Origin of the sequence: Pseudomonas sp. P4795 (genome assembly GCF_048822895.1) — a bacterium.
GTDB lineage: Bacteria > Pseudomonadota > Gammaproteobacteria > Pseudomonadales > Pseudomonadaceae > Aquipseudomonas.
The window spans coordinates 312231-331832 of sequence record NZ_JBMFBT010000001.1; the positions used below are offsets into that span (position 1 = coordinate 312231).

Below are 19602 nucleotides of genomic sequence, written 5' to 3' on the forward strand. Positions count from 1 at the left end.
GGGTGCTGCGCACCCGAACGGGGATAAATCCCCTCACCACAGTCATCACTCGGTTCAACATCGGGGGGATCATTGAATCGGCACTGCTTTGATGGTGGCGCGCGGTCCCGAAGTCGGCATTGGCACACCCTGCGCAGCAGTCGGCAATTGCGGCGCCTGCATGTCGGGCATCGCCCAGCTGCGTTCCGGTTGCAGCCCGCCCTGGGCACGGCGCATGAAGTCGTAGCGGTTGAGGGTGATGCTGCGCCCCGCCGCGCTGTCGCGGATGATGTACGGGCGCAGAAACACCATCAGATTGGTCTTGGTGATCGCCCGACGCTCGTTGCGAAACAGCGCGCCAATTCCCGGAATGGTCGATAGCCACGGCACCGCATCGTTGCTCTGGCTGTAGCCATCCTGCAGCAATCCACCAAGGACCATGATCTGCCCGTCGTCGAGCAGAATGCTGGTGTCGATCGCACGTTTGTTGGTGACGATGCCCGCCGCCGTCGCGCTGTTCGAGGCGCGTTCGTCGATGCTGCTGACTTCCTGATAAATGTCGAGTTTGACCGTGCCGCCCTCGGAAATCTGCGGCCGCACGTTGAGCTTCAAGCCCACCTCTTCACGAGTCACGGTCTGGAACGGGTTGTTGCTGGTGCCACCGCCACCCGTCACGTAGCTGCCGCTGACAAACGGAATGGTCTGGCCGACGAAAATGCTCGCGGCTTCGTTGTCGAGGGTCAGCAGGTTTGGCGTCGAGAGCACGTTGGTGCCGCCCTTGCTCTTCAACGCGCGGGCCAGCACTTTCAGGTCGAGAATCTTGCCGATCCCCGGAATATCCACGGTGCCATTCACGTAACCGAGGTTCAGGCCTTGCGGCAGCACATCGAGGCTGGTCTTGCCACTCAGATTGATCCCCGAGCCACCGAGATTGGCGCCGCCGATCACGCCATTGCCGCCGAGGTTGCCGGTCTGCCATTGCACGCCAAACTCGCTGGCATCGTCCTCGCCGACTTCGACGATCAGGCTCTCGATCACCACTTGTGCGCGGCGCTGGTCGAGCAAGTCGATGACTTCGCGCAGGTTGCGGTACACCGGTTCCGGCGCGGAAATCAGCAAGGTGTTGGTGGTGGCGTCGGCCTGAATCGTGACGCCGCCAGCGCTGAAAGCGACGTTCTGTTCGGTGCTTTGGGTGGTGCTACTGCCGCTGGTGGCCCCGCTGCCCTGGGCGTAACTGCCGCCGGTGCTGCCGGAGTTTGTTGTGGCGGTTGTGCCAGAGGTTTGCGTGCCACTCTGGCCATTCTGCCCGCCGCCAGAATTGCTGGTGCTGCCCATCGCACTGAGCACCGAACGCGCACTGTCGCTGGTGCCGCTGTCGCTCTCGCCAGTCAGCAAGCCGCGCAGTGCCTGCGCCAGTTTGGCCGCCTGCGCGTTACGCAGATAAACCACGTGCAGATTGCTCGGATTGCTCTGCGCGTTGTCAAGTTTGTAGATCAGATTGCGCGCCAGCTCGGTGCGCTCGGGGCTGCCGGCGCGGATGATGATGGTGTTCGAGCGCGGATCACCAATCACGGCGATTTTCTGCGTCGGATCATTGCCCGGTGCGTCGAGCAAGTCGGCAACCATCGGTGCGATGTCGGCAGCGATGCCGTTCTGGATCTGCACCACGTCGGTGTCGATGGCGCTCGGCGTGTCGATGCCCTCGATCAACTGCGCAACCCGCGTCAGGTTCTCGGCGTAATCGGTGACGACGATGGTGTTGTTGCCCGGATAGGCGTTGATCGGATTGTTCGGCGACACGATGGGACGCAGCACCGGAATCAGGTTTACCGCGTTCTCGTATTGCAAGCGAAAGGTGCGCGTAAGCATGCCGTTGCCGCCGGGCTTGTCGGCGCTGTAAATCGGTCCGCCGAGCAACTTCGCATCGGCCTCCGGCACCACCTGCGCCACACCGCCGACATCGACCACGCTGAAACCCTGCATGCGCAACGCCGCCAATAGCATGTCGTAAGCCTGGCGCGCCGGCACCTGACCTTCCGACACCAGCGTCAGAGTGCCCTTGACCCGCGGATCGACCAGAAACTGCTGGCCGGTGGAACGCGACAGCGCCCGCACCACCGCTTGAATGTCCGCATCGACAAAATTCAGCGTCACCGGCTGATCGCCCAGTGGGTTGCTCGGCAGCGCCGCGCCACGGCTTGATCCACCGGTGCGGCCGCGCTCGCTGATGTTGTGCAACTGCTTCGGTGCAGGCCGGGCCTGAGCTTGCGCCCGCTCACGGTCGAGCACCGCATCGCCGCTGCGCTGGGTGTTGGCCAGCGGTCGGCCGAGCTCGCTGTCGACCAGCAGTGGCGGTTGATTCGATGGCGTGGTGTTGCTGCACGCGCTCAATGCCAGAAACAGCAGCGACAGCGACATACGTTTCGCGTTGGATCCTGACCCACTCATGAAGCTTCCTTAGCGCCCAGCGCCTGATCCATGCGAACGGTGCCCGACAAAGTGCCGGCGGTGTCATCGGTTTTGGCCTCGTCTGCGCGTTGCAAACGGGCCTCGACCACTTGCAGTGAAAATTGCCGAGGGTTGGCCAACAGCCAATCGATTGCGGCGTCAGCAGGTGCGGCGTCGAAGGTCAGCAGCCAGGCGCCGGATGGCCCGGTTTCCAACTGAAAATGCCCGCCGAGGCCGCTGGCTTGCAGGGTTTGCTCTAGCGATTGCTCAACGCTCTGCCCCTGCGGACGCACGCTGACCTCGCGCAGCAAGACTTCCAACGCTTCTGTCTGCGCGCGCAACTTCGGCGTTTCGGCTTGCCAGTAAGTGATTTTTTTCAGTGGCGGTTGGATCAATGCGACCCACACCAGCCAGCCGATCACCAGCACGGCCACGCCGCCAACCATGCGTTTTTCGCGCAATGCCAGAGGCTGCCAGCGTGCCTGTAATTGACTCGCGAAGCGTTGCCAGGTGGCGCGGTATTTGGTCAGCGTTGCGCTATTCATCTTCGGCTCCGCTGGTGTCGTCGGCTTCTGTCGCGGTGGCTTCACCGGCCGGGCGCAAAGTCCAACCGTCGTCATTCGCGCTGACACTGATCCCGGCCTGGGCCAGGGTGTTTTGCCACTCCTTGTCACCGCGCCGCGCTTCGGCCAGCAGACTCAACTGCAAGGCACCGTCGGCGAATATCAGGCGCTGAACGCTGCCGGCCATGAACGGCATGCCGATCCCGGCCTGCAACACCAGCCGATTGAAATCCTGCCCCGGCTCGTCCGCCGCGCCTTGCTTCTGCGCAGCGATCTGCTGACGAGCCTGTTGCAGCGGATTGAGGATCACCGGAATTTGCGGGAACGCCTGCTTCACCCGCTGACTCATCTGCGCCTTGAGCTGCTGGCCCTGCCCGGCCTCACGCGCGGCATACAGATTGAGGCCGATCACCCACACTGCCAGCGCCAGAGCGCAGCAACCGATGGCCCTGCCCCAACCGCGGTGTTCCTGGTGTTGTTGCTGAATCCCGCCGTGCAAGCCCCAACCCGGCAGCGGCCCGGCCCAGCGCTGCGAATCGGCTAATAGCGACTGCCCGGTCTGCGGCGCCGGATCACCGATCCAGTGTGCGGGCAGACCGGTTTGCATCTGCCAGTCGTCATCGATCAGCGGCTGGACTTGCGCCACATGCACGCTCTCGCGCAACAACAGATGATCGTCGTGCAGGCAGCCGACCCCGCCCTCGATCACCGGCAAACTGTAGGCGGCCGGGTACAAGCCTTTGAGGCTCAACCCGGTTTCGCGCAGTAAATGGCCGAGGTGTTGCAGATCCTTTTTTTGCAGCCAGGCCATTTGCACTTGGCCCGTTTCACCGCGCGGGCCGTGGGCGATGTGCATGTCAGCGCTGTCGCCGAGCATCAAGGCCTGCGCCGCGCACTGCACGGCGGCCACGACTTTGTTCGCGGGTAACGGCGGCAACTCGATGCTCGCCAGCAGGCTGTCAGCCGGGTGCAGAAAACACACCAGCGCGGACTGCTTCGGCAGTTGCTCAAGGCTTTTTGATTCCTGGCGCACGAACTGACTTTGCCGATCCAGCCATACACAATTCAGCTGACTGTCCAGACTCAACTGCGCCAATGGCGGCAGACTCACGCGCAACTGGCTCATACGCCCACCCGCGACCAAATCACCTGCGGCAGTCGATCCTGACTGCGATGCAACAACGCATCGAGATTGACCCGCCGCTGATCACGCCGCGCCTCGCCACGCAGGCGAAACCAGTCACTGGTGATGCCGACCTTGATGCTGGTGACATCCAGCTCGGGCTGACGCAAGCGGTTAACGAAATCGCCGCGATTGATAAACCAATGCCCGGCGTCACGCTCATTGATCAACGCCTGCGCGCGCTCCAGCGACAACCCCGGCACATACGCCGCCAGCACTGGCGCGGTGGCCGTGTTGCCGTTGAGCCAAGTGGTCGCCGGGATCACCGTCAGGTACGGTGCGAGCTTGAGGATCAACGCGTCATTGACCCCGTCGACACTGCGCAGATCGTCGAGGTTGCGCAGCATCGGCAGCGTCGGCGACTGCGGTTTTCGTGCGGCGTCGGGAGAGGTGCTGCGGCCACTGTCGAACGTGTTTTTCGCCACAGTCTTGTTCGCAACTGGCGGACTCAGCAGTTTCGGATAAGAAGCAATCACCCGCTGGCTGATGCGTTGACTCAACGCCGCGCTGACCCCGATCAACTCGCACAAACGCTGAAACGCCTGCACCTGCGCCTCATCAACACGCTCATTGGCCACCAGATTGCGCAAGTTGAACTTGCCCTGCTCGTCTTCAAGCCGACCTTCAAAACCCTGAACATTCAACCGCTGCGCCCACGGCTGATCGAGCCGGGTCAACGGATCGCGCTGCCGCGCATCCCACAATATCTGCCGGCTCAATTCCAGCCCACCCTGCAAAATCCAGCGCCCCTGCACACGCAGTTGTTCAGCCTCAAACGCACGGGTCGAAATGCTCTGCCGCGTCAACATGCCCGCCGCAATCACCGCGACCACGGCAGCAATCAACAGCGCACTGATGATCGCCATCCCCTGCTGTTTCGAAGGATTGTTCATGGCCGGCCTTACAGCTGCCAGGAACCGATATCGGCATTCACGCCGTCGCCGTCGGGCTGGCCATCGGCGCCGAGGGAAAAGATGTCGATCTCACCGTTGGCGCCGGGGTTGAGGTACTGATACGGACGGCCCCACGGGTCATTCGGCAGGCGTTCGAGGTACGAGCGCCAGTTGCTGTTCTTCGCGTCCGCCGGACGTTCCACCAACACTTTCAAGCCCTGATTCATGCTCGGATAAGTGCCGTGATCGAGGCGATACAACTTGAGCGCCTGCATTAACCCGCCGATGTCCTGCTTGGCTGCGGTGGCCCGCGCCTGATCCGGTCGATCCAGCACTTTAGGCACCACCATCGCCGCAAGAATCCCGAGGATCACCACCACGACCATGATCTCGATCAGCGTAAAACCCTGCTGGGCGCGCGGCATCCGTGGCGGTCGTGCAGGCTGTTTGAACGGTGCGATATCCATCTCGACATTCCCTGGCTTGGTTCGATTCGACGCGCAGTGTTGCAAGAAGATATGTCAGGGATGTTGAAAATCCTCGGGTGTTTTCGTCGTCAAGCCGTCAAGCGCGAGGGTTAGCGTCGAGGGCTGTGTTTGGGTTTTGGGCCTTTTATGCGTGCGCGTACCCGAGAAGCGGGCTTCACCCTGATTGAAGTGCTGGTGGCACTGGCGATTATTGCCGTGGCGATGTCAGCGGCTGTGCGCGTGGCAGGAATCATGACCCAGAGCAGCGGCCTGCTGCGGGATCGCTCGATTGCCTTGATTGCGGCGCAGAGTCGTATGGCCGAGTTGCGGCTTGAGGGGCGATTGCCGTTGGGGATGAAAGCGATGGAGTGTGATCAGGGGCGGTTGTTGTTGCGGTGTGAGCAGGTGATTGGCACGGCGCAGAATGGGCGGCTGTTGAGGGTTGGGGTGCAGGTGTTTGATCGGGGGCAGGATGGGCCGGCATTGGCGCGGTTGGAGACCATGTTGATGCGGGCGGAGAACCCCTGAGGACCGCGCTTGATCCACGCGTTTAACCGACCTCTCACATACCGTTTAAAGACACCCAGCGTTACTTCACCAAGCCTACAACGCCTTGCGTCATTGCCTACGACTGCGCCAGAATCCGCCGGCTTGTGCGCTTTTGGCGTGGGTTCTATCGTTGGCCGGTCGCTGTAAAACACAGCGATCGGGTTTGGTAGCCCGGTTCACCTGACGCATAGCAAACCTTTGCAGGGATCGTTTCGTCCTCTGTTTATGGTGGCCATGCGTAGGGCGTCCTCGGACGCGCCGGGTATCCAGGTGACCGGTCTACCAACCTCCGTATGGCCACCACCCTCCGTTTGGTAGCGCGAAGGTGATGGCTCCACTTTTCATCTGGAGTTACATCATGATCAAGCCAACACCGAACCCACCAGAAACACAAACCGATCCAGTCTCCCCTTACAAATTCCCCGACTCCCGAACCCTCAACGAAGCCGCCGAACGCGCCCTCGACCACTACCTCACCCCACAACAACGAGTCATGGGCAGCCACCACAAACACGACCCCATGTTCATCGCCAACACCGCCTACGACACCGAATCCCTCCTGGCCAACGCCAGCGAATCCCTCGGCTCCGCCAGCGAAATGCTGCAAAACTTCGCCGCCACCCTAGAACCCGCCCACCGCAAAACCGCGCTGGGGATCGCGCAGATTGTGATGCTTGGGGAATTAGCGGTGAATCAGGCGTTGGATAATGTTGAGGTGAAGGCGTGATCGGTTGATCGCTATCGATCAACAGATCTGAAACAAATGGCCGAGGTTATCAGGCGTAACTGACAACCTCGGCCACAAGAATCATTCTATTTTTTCCGGCACATCTCGACGTCACCCTGAGTTTTCAGGTCTGTATCAATTCCCAGCCGGTATCTACAGTAGTCAATAATCCACCCCCGCTCCTCTGCGGTCAGGCGCTCTACCTTCCTGATCTCTCCATCGTTGGCGTGGATGTTGTAGAACTTCATTTGAAACGTGGGGTGCTTCTTGATGAAGACGACTGTCTCGATGTCTCCGTCCTCAAGGGCTTCGTAGTAGCCGACGTAGAGAACAGTCACAAGGGCGAGGATCGCTATGATTAAAAGCTTTTTCATTCCTGTGGCGCCGGTGGTGGAAGCAGATTGGTTTTAGTTCTGATGTTTCTAACCAGCGCCATTCCAATATTACCGGGACAAATTTTCCCTTCGGCGCCCTGCCCCGGGTAGTCCCTGTGACCACCGAAATTCTTGACAACAAATATGCTCTTCAACGCGTCGATCAGATGCATCTGCGCAATAATTTGATCTTCGGGAATGACGTTTGTTGTGCTGTAACCAATGCTATCAAGAGCCACACGTCCTTTGGCGACCCAGTCGCCTCCTTCCTCCGGCGTCGCCAGGTTATCCAGTAGAATGATGCCAATCAGTCCTGTGTTTATTCAGGACACTCGAGCCTTGAAGCCGAATATCACGCCCCTCAAAAATCTGACCTGTGCAATCAATGCCCTAGTGATAGCCAATATCGTCGTAGGTCTGGCTCAGGTGTCCTTTCTGAATTTCCTGCATCTGCTCTGCGCCTGGAGTACAGCTGTGACTTCGCCCCGCGTGGTGCAAGGCGATCATGGTGTAGTCCCAATCCATGACCATGTCCTTCTTGCCATCCACTGCTTTCCAGGATGAACACTCAACGAACGTGGCATTCAATGCCCGAACTCTTTTGATTATGGCCTCTCGCGTGGCTGCACGATCATTCACAGTCACCGGTATCGGGCACATGAACTCGCCCGGCGTGATTTCTTGGGCAGTCGATTGTGTCGCGAAACTGGCAGCCATTACTGTTTCTCCGAAAATTCATGAAGCATTCGGGCAGGAGCATTGAACAAGATGTGAAGTGAAATCTGGGCATTGGGTGTCAGCGTTTTGATATGCGCGATGCCATCAGCATCGGTAACGCCAGAGGTCTCAACGCCATTCACCGTCGCAACATAGTCACGAAATGCCAATGGCTTACCCGTTTCACTGTCGGTAACACTGAACGACTGCCCGAATCGTTTCTGGATGGCGAGCGGCACAGGAGGAATGAAAGGTGCTGGGGTATGCGAATTCCCGATGATGACTGTCCCCCGAACCACCAATAACAACGTCCCCGTGTGAACCTGTGGTATCGATCAGCGCAGCGTTTTTGCCATTGATGAACACCGTAGCGGAAACACCTGAAACCAGAGCACTTCCACAGGTACAGGTATCTCCTTTACGAGCGGCAGCGAGGCCGTCGAAGAAAACGTCAGGGGAACCTGACGCAATGGCTTTTGGGCCATGCCCGAGCATCGGCAGGAAGTTGGGTCAGTGATTCGTGCGGCAGGCCTTGCCATGTGCTTGACTCCCTGTCAGCGGATTGAACGAGTGCGAACTCGTACCAGAAAGCCTACTGCGCAAAAAATTTCGTTCCCTTTTCCTCGGTGATTGGCACTACCTGCGCTAAGGCGATTTTTTGATGTCGATGATACAATCGACCCCGCTCAACCTGAGGCATCCACTCGATATATATGCCACCGTACCGTTTGATCAGGAGGTGGATGCCCGGCGAGCCAAATCTTAGAGCGGCATTGGACGTTAAAATCTTCACATAACAAAGGAGCTAGATGTTGAATACACCTTGGACAATACAATTTATAACTTATGGAGCCATATAACCAAGATGTTGAATGACTCATCAATTCGTGGTGCACTATTAGCCAGACTAAGAAACGCCCACCCTCAACCCAAAGCCCTTATCGAAGAATTACGAGTTCATAACGGCAACGCAATTGCGGATGTGGTCGCAGTTCATAGGGAAGCACACTGCTACGAAATCAAGGGCGACGGCGACAAAATTGAAAGAATTGCCCAGCAAGGTTTTTATTACGATCTCGCGTTCCGAAAAGTGACGTTAGTTACCACAACAAAGCATATAGCCAAAGCAATTAAAATTGCACCAAACCACTGGGGCATACTTGAAGCTAAAAGCAACTCTGCGGGAAAAATTATTTTCAAATCCATTCGTCAGGTCCAGAAAAGCGCGGCCTTTGACAAACAGATAGCGTTGCTAACACTGTGGCGGAACGAGTTATTTGATATCGCCAGCGGAATGGAAACAAAAGTTCAGACCAAAATAAACAGAAACTCTCTATCTGCTCTTATTTCTCACGCTTTCAGCGCACAAGAACTCAGCCTTACAATAGGCAAAGCTCTTGTGCTTAGAAGCATTATAAAAGATCAAGCATAAAAGACATATGAGAGTTAATTGTCGGCTTCAAAATACTGCCGGGCATGACCGTCGAACCGAGCCCAGCTGCTTTCTCAACCAAATACAAATCACCCTCAGAGTTTCCACGCCGGAAAAATGACTTCGCCACTATGGTTGAAGCGATATCATTGTACTGTTTAAAACCTCGCGGATGTGTCTTAATACCACCACCACGTACAATATAGTGCTTATCTTCGTAAGAGTAGACCACCTTAGGTGCGGTTACGTTGAGCATGTTGCGCGGATCAATATCAGAATCCGAATAATCGGGACTAACTATAGTGTAATCTCCGAAAATCACCTTATGACCAGAGAGACCAGAAAGAGCATGGTTGTAGATGGCAATTTCGTTGCGGGGCAGATGTATTTCATTATTCGTTGAAAGCACATCACCTGTTACCGGAGGAAGTGTCGAACCAGTGATAACAATCGCTTCGTATGTATAATCAGCAGCAGCTGCTGTGCAAAATGCGCTTATTTGTGCAGCGCGGGCTACCGCATCAACACCCTTGCAAATTCTGTTATCTATAATAAGCACCCATCGATCATAAATACCTTTCCCCATCGCTATCAAATGCAAAATATCGGTTCTAATTAAATTATAGCTAATGAGATCTTCGCTGGAGATACGCAAAGCGATCCGTCTGTTTTTGACGGCTTTAGTAAACGCAAGCGTGAACACGCACGAGTTTCGATCAGTAGTGCGATCCACACCAACAACTGGGTTAAAATTCAATTCCTGAGCATACATACATGCTGCGAAATACTCATAGCTCGGACGCCCTCCGATTAGGATTGAGTCTGGAATATCATAGTCGTCCACGAAGTATTCAGGCACACCCTTCATATTCAAGCAGAATTTTCGAGCAGCAGTTTCTATATTCGTCTTAAGCGTTGATGCATCCATGTCCTTTTTTAGAGGAAGATCGAAGAAAGGAGCAATGAGCTGCTTTCTTTCCTTAACAAGAGACTTAATCGCTCCAAATTCATTAGCTTTGGCTTTCAGAAATGGCATGTACTTAGGCATTTGCGCTTATCATCCTTTTTACGCTTATCTCGTTAATAACACTACTAAAAAGTGTGTAGTTTTCCGTATCATGCCTTACGAAGCCTGCCAAGATCGCAGGGTGTATAAATAGCCTTTTCGCATCTTTAAACAGGTCTTGTTGATTTCGATGCCTCCGTACGGAAGCAGATCTCCAGTCACTACGACTAATTAAGCTTTCTTTGGCTAGCTGGTTTGCCTCAAGCTCAACAATATCTTCCCCGAGATCTTCAATGCAATCAAAGTGAGGGTCATCGAGTTGATCATAATGAATTGAGACGTGAGCAAGCTCATGCATTAACGTGAACCAAAAGTAATCATATCTATCATATCGCAATGTCATCCCGATTACAGGAGTTCCACACGGGAGTTTAAAGAAAACCCCGTCAGTCTTCATACCGGCAACTTGTGGCAAATAAATAAGCACAATACCATACCGCCAAAGCATTCTAGATAGAGTCGGCAGATTTCCGACATCCAACGAAAACTTAGAAATTTCTTTTAGCTGCTCTCGGGACAGCCCATTAAATCGTTGAACCCCCCCATTAGAAACGAGGATTTCAGCGTAACGCTGAATCTGAGAAAGCCATAGAAACACTTCAGTTTCTTTATCTGCCCCACTACGTCTAAAGAGAGCACTCCCCGCAACTCCAGAAAGGAGATCCTTAAAAATAAGGGGGTCGTTAGACCCAATTTTTTTTACGATTTCAGAATAGGCCTCCAGAGCGCCGAGAAGGTTCTCAGGAGCGCAGTCAGATGTCGAGACGAAAAAATCTTCGAACTCATTATTATCATCCATTAGCTACTACTCCAAATTTTTGGGCAGCTTCTTTAGCCATCTCGTAATAATCAAGGCTCTCTTTATTTCTCTCCGGAAAACAGATCATTCCGATTTTATTGTAATAAGCAGCTGCCTTTGGCAGTGAGTGCAGCGAAAATCCTGGGCGCAACCCTAACGTTTCAGTGGCATATTTTGATGCATATCTAATAAGATCAGAACCAATTCCTTTGAAGCGTGTAGCGCTCAACGGATTAGGTCTATTCCATGGTGCCACCGCGACATACTCTATGTAAAAGATCCCCTGCCCATCTATTACACTATCTTTAGGGTGATATATTAGACAGGCTGCTTGGATGGCATCCTCAGCCAAGTAAAAGAACCAGTTGTATTCTTGCGCGCTATGATGAATAGCTTTAGCCGTCCATCGCCAGTGAGCATCCTCCATATGCAAACATGATATCTTCTGTAAAAGCTCCGCCTCATTTGCTGTAGAGCTTTTTACGCAATGGAGTATTTCAATATTTTTCTCAGTCCACTCGACATCACATTTCCTGGCTAACGCTATATCCCACCCGTGTAACAATTGAAACGATACGCTTTTGCCGGAGGTATTCGTCTTAATTCCCGAAAACAAAGCGGAGGCAGAAGAGGACGACGCGAGAAGAGCTTTGATGCTGTTTATATCCATATAACACCGCACTTCAGAAATTATGGGAATATACAAGAAGGAAATGGGAGGTTACCGTTGCCAACGGCCTATGGCGCCCGCCATCGCGAAACTTGATAACGGCTAGGTACCCGACTGTCTGGAAATGTCGTTTAGAGCGGCGATGGGTCCATGCGCGGGTCCAGTGAAATAGGGGTACGAGATCCATTTCTCAGCCTTCAAAATTTTCAGTCACCTGAACCATGCCGAAATCCTTCAGCGTAATGGCACTATAGTATTGCCTCGCTGAAGCAGCTGTCTACGCTCTACCGTTATTTGCTGACGCACGGTTTCTTCTATCAGAAAATTACGATCACGGTGCCTACTGATCATAGTTGATGTCATTACGCAGCCGAGTGGCGAACCAACACCTCCTTCTTAATCACGGCCTAACCAACCGCGGCAACTCCACCCCCTCCGCCAACTTCTCCACCTCCAACCGCACCCGCTCCCCACCCTGCTCTATCACCACCGCATCCCCCTCCACCGCCAACAATTTCACCCCCGCACTCACCCGCTCCCCTTGCAAAAAGCTCATCGGCGGTCCGTCATTCAGACTAAGTATCGCCACCGCCCCACGACTCCCCGCCATCACGCCACTGACCTTGACCTCCACCGGCGCAGTCTCATTGGAAAACCATTGCAACGCCGGGCTATCACTACGCGCCACGAGCAGCTGTGGCGCGGCGTCCGGGGTGCGGGATTCGGCGCTGGTCAGTAGCAGCGACGACCAGGTTGCAACGCCGACCAGTGCGGCCAGCAGTGCGGCGGCCTGAAGCATTTGCGGTGGGGAAAAGCGTGCGGTGAATTTCATGGGCTGAATCTCCTTTTAGTCCCTGCTGACAGACTACGCGGCAATTCTCACGGTTTTATTTCACACGCCTTACATGTTGGCCGTGCAGGATGAACGTTGACGCAAAGGAGCGCGCATCTGATGACGGTTTTTCAACAGTCCTTCAAGCAACAGGGCTTCACGCTGATTGAGTTGATGGTGGTGCTGGTGATCATCGGCATCGCGAGTGCGGCGATCAGTTTGAGTATCAAGCCTGACCCGCTGCAATTGCTGCGCAAGGACGCCGAGCGTGTGGCGCAGTTGCTGCAAGTGGCGCAGGCCGAAGCGCGGGCGGATGGTCGGGCGATTGCCTGGCTGAGTGATGCCAAGGGTTTTCGTTTCAGTCGGCGCAGTGACAGTGGTCGTGGTTTTGAGCATTTCGCTGAAGACGCGCAATTGCGTCCGCGCACTTGGCAGAGTCCGAACATGGAGGTGCGGGTGGAGCCGAAACAGAAAGTCGTGCTTAACGCTGAGTGGCTTAATCCGCCGCTGCAATTGACGTTGTCCGATGGGCTCAATCGGCTGAGTGTGCTGCGGGATGCGACTGGCCGGATTAGCGTGCAATGAACGGCCAGCGTGGTTTCACTTTGATTGAAGTGATGGTGGCGATTCTGTTGATGGCGGTGGTCAGTTTGATTGCCTGGCGTGGGCTGGACAGCGTGACGCGGGCGGATGGTCATTTGCAGGCTAGCGGCGAGCAGAGTGACCGTCTGTTGCGGGCGATGAATCAGTTGCAGCGTGATGTGGAGATGCGCGCGGGGATTGAGTTGAGCGAGCCGAAGAAGGCTGGGGTTGATGACGAGCCTTCGACTGCGCCGCCTGCGATTACTGTGCGTAGTAGCGATAGCACGGGGTTTCGGCTGGACATTATTCGCAGCGCTGCGGATCAGCCGGGGGCGTTGCAGCGGGTGCGTTGGTGGCTCAAGGGCGACACGCTGTATCGCGCGGTGGCGCCGAGTCGCAGCCGTTATCCGCTGCCGGCGCCGACTGCGGGGGTGGCGGTGTTGAATGAGGTGAGCGATGCGCAGGTGCGGGTTTGGGAGACGGATAAGGGTTGGCGACAGTTGAGTGGGAATCGGCGGGAGGATCCGCTGGGGTTGGAGATTCGGCTGACGCGGCAGACGGCGCAGGGGGTGGAGAAGTATCGGCAGGTGATGGGGCCGTTGGAGTGATATTCGGCTGTAATCCAGGTGTCTGCGCAATGGCTTTACCTTTGGCAGGTTCTACATTGGGATTGAGTAACCATGTGAGAGATCGGTCGGTTATCAGGGTGTCATCGCCAGCAGGCTGGCTCACAGTGGGAACTGAGTACATCTGCAAGAGACTGGTCGGCTCATAGGCCGCCATCGCTGGCAAGCCAGCTCCCACAGGTGTGGGGGACATCTGCAATTGCATCGGCGCCTGTGAGATTGCCATCGCCAGCAGGCTGGCTCCCACAGGGGTTGAGTGCAGCGGGTAGGCATTGGTCGGCTAGCTGGATGCTTTCGCGAGCAAGCTCACTCCCACAGAAAAGCAAAAGCAAACGCCAAAGCAACGCCCACCGCGTTCCGCCTCTGCTCCCCACCACTCAACAGGATGAGCGTTAGCTCGGCTGCAGCTTTTGATCTTGATCCGCGGGCGACGTCGGAAGGCTGAGTGGAGGGATCCATTCGGGGGTGGGAGCGCAGCGACCGTTTGGCGAAGCCAAACACATCGAGAGGAGGTGCAGCGAAGCAAACCGGAGGCGATGCCCCCCGGATGGATCCCGGAGCGAAGGAACCCCGAGCCCCAGCGAGCGGGCCGTACGTAGGAGCAAGCCTTTTGGGTTACCTTTTCGGCGTTTGGAAAAGGTGACCCGCCGTCAGGGCGGAACCCTAAGCAGCCATTACCGCAGCAACGGATATATACACAGTCAACCCCACTAGCTCAAAACGACAACGCCACCCGGCAACTCAGTACATTTCACGCCATACGCATCACGAATCAACAGCGCCACACCCGCCAGTTGATCAAGACTGAAACGCGCCTGCACCCGCCGCTCACCAAGCTGACGGTTGAGCAGCAGCAACATCCCCGGCCGATAGCGGTTGATCTCGTCAATCATCTGACTCAAGGTCGCGCCGTTGAACACCAAAACCTGTTGCCGCCAGTTCATCACCGCTGCCGTGTCGACGCTTTGCACGGCGCCGACCTGTTGTGCATCGTAGGTCAGCTGCTGACCCGGCTCCAGGCGCAGACGGCGGCCTTCGACATCGATGTCCAGCGCGCCATCGAGACAAGTCACGCACACTTGCTGATCAATATTGCGCAGGTTGAACCGCGCCTGACTGGCGCGCAACCACCCTCCCCCAGCCTGCATCGCCAGCGGCAACCGCGCGGTCTGCACTTCGACTTCGCCGCTGAGCAGTTCAAAGCCTTGCACACCGTCGTCCACGGCACGCTGATTGATGCGCGTCTGGGTATTCAGTTCCAGGCTCAAACCATCGGCCAGATCGACCCGGCGCTGCTGGCCGACCTCGGTGATGTAATCCGCGCCCAACCCTGAAAACCCGCCCGGAACCGTGCCGCGCACCAGAAAAAACGCTGCCGATGCGGCGATAGCCCCGCCAAGAAATGCCCGTCGACCATAACCACGCGGCGCCTGCACAGCCTCAGCCGCCGGTTGCAGTAGATGCCACAGGGCTTTGCACTCTTCGAAGGCCCGCGCATGTTCAGCGCTTTGTGCGCACCACTGACGCAGGGCGCGGGCGTCGGCGACTGTGGCGCGGCCTGAGGTCAGCAGAATCAGCCAGTCGCGGGCTTCGCTTTGCAGACGCTCGGCGGCCGTTGGCTCGGCAGGTGTCAGACGGAAGATGTTCAAACGCACGGATACTCAGCGAATTGATCGGGACTCATGGTGATGACGGTTTTCCGGCCCCGCGACCGAACCGCTGAAACACTTTTCTTTCCAGTTTCGCTGCGCAATGCCCGAGCGCGGCTTTGATTTCCTTCTCGACCATGCGCGTGGAAATGCCGAAACGCTGGGAAATTTCCAGGTGCGGCGCTTCTTCCAGTCGCGCGGCAATGAAGATCCGGCGGCGGCGCGCGGGCAGCTCGTACAACGCGTCGAGCAGCGACTGAATTTCCTTTTGCCCACCGACCACGCGCGCCGGGTCCAGCGCTTCGTCGCTGATTTGCAGCAGCTCTTCAACCTCGGTGCCGGTCAGAAAACGCGCGTCGGCCTGACGTCGATCGGCGGCGATGTTCAGGGCCATGCGATAGAGGTAGGCGTTAGGGCTGGCGATGTTCGGTGGCGTCTCCATGCGGTCGACGCGCAGCCAGGTTTCGTGCAGCACGTCGTTGGCCAGATCCTCCGAACCCAGTCGCCTGCGCAGGCGCACCCGAAAGTCCTCGTAGGACGCCAGGAACAGCTCGACCATCGAACGGTGTTCGGGGTCTTTCATGCCTTGGAGGCTCCTTCCCGTGGTGTGCATTCCATGCGTTTTCCTGACGATTCGGGTAACAACAGCAAAGTGACCGGCTGGCGCAGCGCGCCGGGTGTCGGTCGGTCGATTTTCAGCGTGTGAAAACTGTCTACCAGCGCCGCATCGCGGCGCACATCACCGGTCGAGGTGAGCAGGCGACTGTGTTGCACCACGCCATCGCGGCCGATCCACAGCTGCAGCACCGCGCGAAAACTGCCGGGCCGGGTCAGCGGCGAACGGCACAGATTGCGCTCGATGGCCGCTTGTACCGCCGTCGCGTAACTGCGATTGACCGCCGCGCTGCCAGCCACAGGTTTGCCCGTGGTCGGCGCCACATCCTCGACCTGCGCCACTTGCAATGTGAACGCATCGTCACGGGCATAGCGCGCCATCAAACCGCTCCCGCCGAGCAACTGGCGCAACGCCTGGGCGGCGGTAAATTCACCGTCGACCGCCAGCGAACGCCGACCGCGACTCAACTGGCTGTCGACCAGCACCGCCATGCCAGTGGCGCGGCTGAACTGATCCAGCGCCCGCGCCAGATCCTGAGCGGGAATGTGCAGCGTCACACGCATCGCCGCCGGCAGCGCTTCGGCCAGAGTCTGGCCAGACAACAGGCCAAGCAGCAGCCCCAGGCAGACCCGGCGCAAAAGCGCTGAACGCACAAAACCGTCCCTGGCACTGCCTCGCTGCACGGCTGGGATACCCCTGAAAACCGTCATCCTGAGGGCTGTTTATGAATCTGGTGTGACGGTCACTGCAAAAAAACCATCACGGGGTTGTCAGCACGCTTGCACTAGACTCAGAGGCAGAGCGGCCCGTCCGGGCCGGCCAGGAGGCAACATGCATTCACTGTGGAAAATCGCCCTTGGCGGGCTGCTGATATCCGCGCTCAATGTCGCGTACGCCGAGCAACCGTTGGGGTGCGTGGAAGTCACGGTCGGCGGCTACAAGGCGCCGAATTACGATTGCCTGAGCCAGCAGATGGGCAACAATCCCGAAGGCGCAGCGGCGGCACAGAAGAATCAGGAAGCGCTGAATGTACCGGTGAACAAACGCGCGCCGAATCAGGTTGGTTTGGCGACGCCAGCGGCGACTAGTACGCGGATGGGCAATACCTTTGGTACATCAGTGAAACCGCAGCGCCCGCCAGTCAATCCGGGCAATTCGCCGTTGTTGATCGGCAAATGATCACTCGCTGGGGGTTTGGCGGAAGCTTACCGCCAGGCGATTCCAGCTGTTGATGGTGGTGACGGCAATCGTCAGATCGACCATTTCCGCCTCGTTGAACTGCTCGCGCGCCAACTGGTAAACGTCGTCCGGCACGTGGCTTTCGGAGAGCAGTGTCACGGCTTCAGCCCACGCCAGCGCAGCACGTTCGCGCGGATTGAAAAAATCGCTGTCGCGCCACACCACCAGCGAATACAAACGCCGATCACTCTCCCCCGCCCGGCGCGCGTCGACCGAGTGCATGTCGGTGCAGAACGCGCAGCCATTGAGCTGCGAAGCGCGGATCTTGATCAGGTGCAGCAGCGGCTGCTCGATGCTCAGGTTGCTGGTCAGGGCCTCCATGGCAATCATCGCTTTCATCGCTTTGGGCGAAGCGGTGTAGTAATCCAGGCGCGGGGACATGATGCGCCTCTCATGACGGAAATATGCCTATAACCTAGGCGCTGCCTCGCCCACTTCACAGCCCCAATTCCACGGAAAACCGCCACACCACTGCCTACAAGCCAAACACAAAAACTGTGGGAGCTGGCTTGCCAGCGATGGCGGCATATCTGCTGACATTAATGCTGGATCCAAAGTCCTCATCGCTGGCAAGCCAGCTCCCACAGGACGTGTCCAATTTGCGGGATTTGCACTACGCAACTTCTGCCTCCCGTGCAAACCAGAGTAATCTGGCCGGCACCTCAATTGCCCGGAGCGCCCCGTCGATATGGAACTTCACGTCGTGATCAACGGCCGCAAGGACCTGGCCGGTCAGTTGTATCAACAACTGCGCGGTGCCATTGAATCCGGGCGCTTGGCGGCTGGCACCCAGTTGCCGCCGAGCCGCTTGCTTGCAGAGCAACTGGGGATCTCGCGCAAGACCATTTCCGACACCTACGCGCTACTGACCTACGAAAACTTCCTCACCGGCGTGATCGGCAAAGGCACCTACGTCAATGCACGGCCCGCGACCGTCCAGCGCAAGCAAAGTCATTCCGAGCTGGCCGCAGCCGAGGTGATCGAGAGCTGGCGCAATCTGCCGGTGTTCCTGCGCCACCCGACGCTTGAGGGTTCGCTGCGTTACGACTTCATTGGCGGCGCCACCAGCAAGGGCCAGTTTCCCCACGATGACTGGCGCCGTTGTGTCTCTCACGCGCTGCGACAGATAGCGGCGTCCAAGGGCTTCTACAGTTTTGCCGAAGGCTTGCCGTCACTGCGCAATGCAATCGCGCGGCACATCGCGTTTTCTCGCGGGGTGAACTGCCAGGACGAAGACATCGTCGTGTGCAACGGCGCGCAGCAGGCGCTGGATCTGATCAGCCGCGTACTGTTGCGCCCCGGCAGTCTGGTGGCGATGGAAGATCCCGGCTATCCGCCCGCGCGCCTGTTGTTCGGCACGCACGGCGCCACGGTAGTCGGCGTGCCAGTGGACGCCGAGGGCACGCAGGTAGAGCATATTCCCGATGGCACCCGTCTGATTTATGTAACGCCGTCGCATCAGTTTCCGTTAGGCATGCCGATGAGTCAGGCGCGGCGCGAGGCGTTGCTGGAGCGCGCGCATGAGCTGGGCGCGATTGTCATCGAAGACGACTACGACAGCGAGTTTCGCTACGAGGGCCGCCCGACTGACTCACTGCACAATCTCGATCAGCGCGGCCTCGTCGCCTACGTCGGCACCTTCTCGAAAACCCTGTTGCCGGAGCTGCGCCTGGGTTACGCAATCCTGCCGCCGGCGATCCTCGAAGCGGTGATTCGCGCCAAGCAACTGAGCGATCTGCACGCCTCGACTTTGCCGCAATGGGCGCTGGCCAAATTCATTGCCGAGGGCTGTCTGCTCAAGCACATCCGCCGTTGCCACACTATTTACGCCCAGCGCCGCGAGCGGATTCTGGCGCGCATGGCCAGCGATCTGGCGCCATGGCTGGAAGCGGTGCCGGCCAGCGCCGGGTTCCACATGGCGGTGTATTGCCGGGTGCCGATTGACTTGCCGCTGGTGATCGAGCTGGCGAAAAAGGTCGAGGTCGGGCTGTATTCCATCGACACGTTCTATCATCAGCAACCGGCTCGTAGCGGGCTGTACTTCGGCTTCGGCGCCATCGAAACCCTCGACATCGACATCGCGCTGGATCGTCTGCGCGACATTCTGCAACAAGTCGCCTGATAGATTGGCCTAACCGATTAACCGCCGATTGGTTATTGGTGATCGAGGGGCGCAGGCCTATTCTGCACA

General features: G+C 57.4%; 23 protein-coding genes and 1 pseudogene. 7 read left to right on the forward strand and 17 right to left on the reverse strand.

Annotated features, from left to right (window positions below):
* Window positions 1-69: 69 nt before the first annotated feature.
* From gspD to gspG, 5 genes are read right to left on the reverse strand one after another with little or no spacing between them, the layout of a single operon-like run.
* Window positions 70-2427: a type II secretion system secretin GspD gene (gene gspD / locus ACOI8A_RS01285; RefSeq protein ID WP_420649764.1), complete on the reverse strand. Its 2358-nt coding sequence runs from the start codon at window positions 2425-2427 to the stop codon at window positions 70-72.
* Window positions 2424-2972: a type II secretion system protein GspM gene (gspM, locus tag ACOI8A_RS01290; protein WP_420649763.1), complete on the reverse strand. Its 549-nt coding sequence runs from the start codon at window positions 2970-2972 to the stop codon at window positions 2424-2426. The genes gspD and gspM overlap by 4 nt, the downstream gene beginning before the upstream one ends.
* The gene (gene gspL, locus ACOI8A_RS01295; RefSeq protein ID WP_420649762.1) at window positions 2965-4116 is read right to left on the reverse strand and encodes a type II secretion system protein GspL; all 1152 of its coding nucleotides are present in this window, start codon (window positions 4114-4116) and stop codon (window positions 2965-2967) included. The genes gspM and gspL overlap by 8 nt, the downstream gene beginning before the upstream one ends.
* On the reverse strand, window positions 4113-5066 hold the full coding sequence (gene gspK / locus ACOI8A_RS01300; protein ID WP_420649761.1) for a type II secretion system minor pseudopilin GspK: 954 nt from the start codon (window positions 5064-5066) through the stop codon (window positions 4113-4115). Before gspK ends, gspL begins: the two co-directional genes overlap by 4 nt.
* An 8-nt stretch (window positions 5067-5074) precedes the next feature.
* A complete protein-coding gene (gene gspG, locus ACOI8A_RS01305; protein WP_420649760.1) occupies window positions 5075-5533 on the reverse strand; it encodes a type II secretion system major pseudopilin GspG in 459 nt (152 codons plus the stop codon).
* A 147-nt stretch (window positions 5534-5680) separates the two neighbouring features.
* Here gspG and gspI point away from each other — a divergent pair, with 147 nt between their 5' ends.
* Window positions 5681-6061, forward strand: a complete 381-nt coding sequence (gspI, locus tag ACOI8A_RS01310; RefSeq protein ID WP_420649759.1) for a type II secretion system minor pseudopilin GspI — start codon at window positions 5681-5683, stop codon at window positions 6059-6061.
* Window positions 6062-6440: 379 nt separating this feature from the next.
* The gene (locus ACOI8A_RS01315) at window positions 6441-6809 is read left to right on the forward strand and encodes a DUF6124 family protein (protein ID WP_420649758.1); all 369 of its coding nucleotides are present in this window, start codon (window positions 6441-6443) and stop codon (window positions 6807-6809) included.
* Between the two features lie 86 nt (window positions 6810-6895).
* Here the strand turns inward: ACOI8A_RS01315 and ACOI8A_RS01320 are convergent, their stop codons facing one another.
* The 4 genes and pseudogenes from ACOI8A_RS01320 to ACOI8A_RS01335 all read right to left on the reverse strand — a co-directional run bounded on the left by ACOI8A_RS01320 (window position 6896) and on the right by ACOI8A_RS01335 (window position 8439).
* On the reverse strand, window positions 6896-7183 hold the full coding sequence (locus ACOI8A_RS01320) for a hypothetical protein (RefSeq protein ID WP_420649757.1): 288 nt from the start codon (window positions 7181-7183) through the stop codon (window positions 6896-6898).
* Window positions 7180-7422 (reverse strand): hypothetical protein, encoded by a 243-nt coding sequence (locus ACOI8A_RS01325; protein ID WP_420649756.1) that lies wholly within the window; start codon window positions 7420-7422, stop codon window positions 7180-7182. The genes ACOI8A_RS01320 and ACOI8A_RS01325 overlap by 4 nt, the downstream gene beginning before the upstream one ends.
* A 151-nt stretch (window positions 7423-7573) precedes the next feature.
* A complete protein-coding gene (locus ACOI8A_RS01330) occupies window positions 7574-7900 on the reverse strand; it encodes a hypothetical protein (RefSeq protein ID WP_420649755.1) in 327 nt (108 codons plus the stop codon).
* Window positions 7900-8439 (reverse strand): annotated as a pseudogene (locus ACOI8A_RS01335) (PAAR domain-containing protein). Before ACOI8A_RS01335 ends, ACOI8A_RS01330 begins: the two are co-directional and overlap by 1 nt.
* A 284-nt stretch (window positions 8440-8723) precedes the next feature.
* Between ACOI8A_RS01335 and ACOI8A_RS01340 the strand changes: the two are divergent.
* Window positions 8724-9332 carry a sce7726 family protein gene (locus ACOI8A_RS01340; RefSeq protein ID WP_420657628.1) on the forward strand — a complete coding sequence of 203 codons (609 nt, stop codon included), beginning with the start codon at window positions 8724-8726 and terminating at the stop codon, window positions 9330-9332.
* On the opposite strand, the gene ACOI8A_RS01345 is transcribed toward ACOI8A_RS01340, so the two are convergent.
* From ACOI8A_RS01345 to ACOI8A_RS01360, 4 genes are all read right to left on the reverse strand, one after another.
* On the reverse strand, window positions 9313-10380 hold the full coding sequence (locus tag ACOI8A_RS01345) for a beta family protein (protein WP_420649753.1): 1068 nt from the start codon (window positions 10378-10380) through the stop codon (window positions 9313-9315). The two genes, ACOI8A_RS01340 and ACOI8A_RS01345, sit on opposite strands and share 20 nt — an antisense overlap.
* Window positions 10373-11197: an ImmA/IrrE family metallo-endopeptidase gene (locus ACOI8A_RS01350; RefSeq protein ID WP_420649752.1), complete on the reverse strand. Its 825-nt coding sequence runs from the start codon at window positions 11195-11197 to the stop codon at window positions 10373-10375. Before ACOI8A_RS01350 ends, ACOI8A_RS01345 begins: the two co-directional genes overlap by 8 nt.
* Window positions 11190-11867, reverse strand: coding sequence for a hypothetical protein (locus ACOI8A_RS01355; RefSeq protein WP_420649751.1), 678 nt, complete (start codon window positions 11865-11867; stop codon window positions 11190-11192). The genes ACOI8A_RS01350 and ACOI8A_RS01355 overlap by 8 nt, the downstream gene beginning before the upstream one ends.
* A 400-nt stretch (window positions 11868-12267) precedes the next feature.
* Window positions 12268-12699 (reverse strand): type II secretion system protein N, encoded by a 432-nt coding sequence (locus tag ACOI8A_RS01360; protein ID WP_420649750.1) that lies wholly within the window; start codon window positions 12697-12699, stop codon window positions 12268-12270.
* Between the two features lie 120 nt (window positions 12700-12819).
* On the opposite strand from ACOI8A_RS01360, the gene gspH reads away from it, so the two are divergent.
* Together gspH and ACOI8A_RS01370 are read left to right on the forward strand one after the other, a co-directional pair.
* Window positions 12820-13284 carry a type II secretion system minor pseudopilin GspH gene (gene gspH, locus ACOI8A_RS01365; RefSeq protein ID WP_420649749.1) on the forward strand — a complete coding sequence of 155 codons (465 nt, stop codon included), beginning with the start codon at window positions 12820-12822 and terminating at the stop codon, window positions 13282-13284.
* On the forward strand, window positions 13281-13889 hold the full coding sequence (locus ACOI8A_RS01370; protein ID WP_420649748.1) for a prepilin-type N-terminal cleavage/methylation domain-containing protein: 609 nt from the start codon (window positions 13281-13283) through the stop codon (window positions 13887-13889). Before gspH ends, ACOI8A_RS01370 begins: the two co-directional genes overlap by 4 nt.
* Window positions 13890-14617: 728 nt before the next feature.
* On the opposite strand, the gene ACOI8A_RS01375 is transcribed toward ACOI8A_RS01370, so the two are convergent.
* From ACOI8A_RS01375 to ACOI8A_RS01385, 3 genes are read right to left on the reverse strand one after another with little or no spacing between them, the layout of a single operon-like run.
* The gene (locus ACOI8A_RS01375) at window positions 14618-15556 is read right to left on the reverse strand and encodes a FecR family protein (protein ID WP_420649779.1); all 939 of its coding nucleotides are present in this window, start codon (window positions 15554-15556) and stop codon (window positions 14618-14620) included.
* A 31-nt stretch (window positions 15557-15587) separates the two neighbouring features.
* Complete coding sequence (locus ACOI8A_RS01380; RefSeq protein ID WP_420649747.1) at window positions 15588-16139, reverse strand: RNA polymerase sigma factor; 552 nt, start codon at window positions 16137-16139, stop codon at window positions 15588-15590.
* Window positions 16136-16855 (reverse strand): STN domain-containing protein, encoded by a 720-nt coding sequence (locus ACOI8A_RS01385; protein WP_420649746.1) that lies wholly within the window; start codon window positions 16853-16855, stop codon window positions 16136-16138. The genes ACOI8A_RS01380 and ACOI8A_RS01385 overlap by 4 nt, the downstream gene beginning before the upstream one ends.
* A 148-nt stretch (window positions 16856-17003) precedes the next feature.
* On the opposite strand from ACOI8A_RS01385, the gene ACOI8A_RS01390 reads away from it, so the two are divergent.
* Complete coding sequence (locus tag ACOI8A_RS01390; RefSeq protein WP_420649745.1) at window positions 17004-17351, forward strand: hypothetical protein; 348 nt, start codon at window positions 17004-17006, stop codon at window positions 17349-17351.
* On the opposite strand, the gene ACOI8A_RS01395 is transcribed toward ACOI8A_RS01390, so the two are convergent.
* On the reverse strand, window positions 17352-17792 hold the full coding sequence (locus ACOI8A_RS01395) for a carboxymuconolactone decarboxylase family protein (RefSeq protein ID WP_420649744.1): 441 nt from the start codon (window positions 17790-17792) through the stop codon (window positions 17352-17354).
* 307 nt (window positions 17793-18099) lie between these two features.
* Here ACOI8A_RS01395 and ACOI8A_RS01400 point away from each other — a divergent pair, with 307 nt between their 5' ends.
* Entirely contained in the window at window positions 18100-19533 is a 1434-nt protein-coding gene (locus tag ACOI8A_RS01400) for a PLP-dependent aminotransferase family protein (protein WP_420649743.1), read from the forward strand.
* Window positions 19534-19602: the final 69 nt, after the last annotated feature.